Genomic DNA, 444 nt, shown 5'->3' on the forward strand with positions numbered 1-444 from the left:
CTCCAAAAACAATCAGATTCCACAATTAATTCCCCAGACAGTAGTGATTCCACAGATATTGCTACACCAGAAATTCCTAATTATTCCCCCCTCCAAAAACAACCGGATTCCACAATTAATCCCACAAATATTGTTACACCGGAAATTCCTAATTATTCTCCCCTCCAAAAACAATCAGATTCCACAATTAATTCCACAGAAAGTAGTGATTCCATGGATATTGCTACACCGGAAATTTCTAATTATACCCCCCTCCAAAAACAATCGGATTCCACAATTAATCCCCCAGACAGTAGTGATTCCACAAATATTGCTAACCCAGAAATTCCTAATTATTACCCTCTCCAAAAACAATCGGATTCCACAATTAATCCCACAAATATTGTTACACCAGAAATTTCTAATTATACCCCCCTCCAAAAACAACCAGATTCCACAATTAAT

Annotated in this window: 1 protein-coding gene; it reads left to right on the forward strand. The window is 36.9% G+C overall.

Going from position 1 to position 444, the window contains the following annotated elements:
- On the forward strand, nt 1-444 hold a 444-nt coding region (locus PL9631_RS27540), incomplete at both ends, for a hypothetical protein (RefSeq protein ID WP_197046392.1).

Source organism: Planktothrix paucivesiculata PCC 9631 (assembly GCF_900009265.2).
In the GTDB taxonomy this organism is placed as follows: domain Bacteria; phylum Cyanobacteriota; class Cyanobacteriia; order Cyanobacteriales; family Microcoleaceae; genus Planktothrix; species Planktothrix paucivesiculata.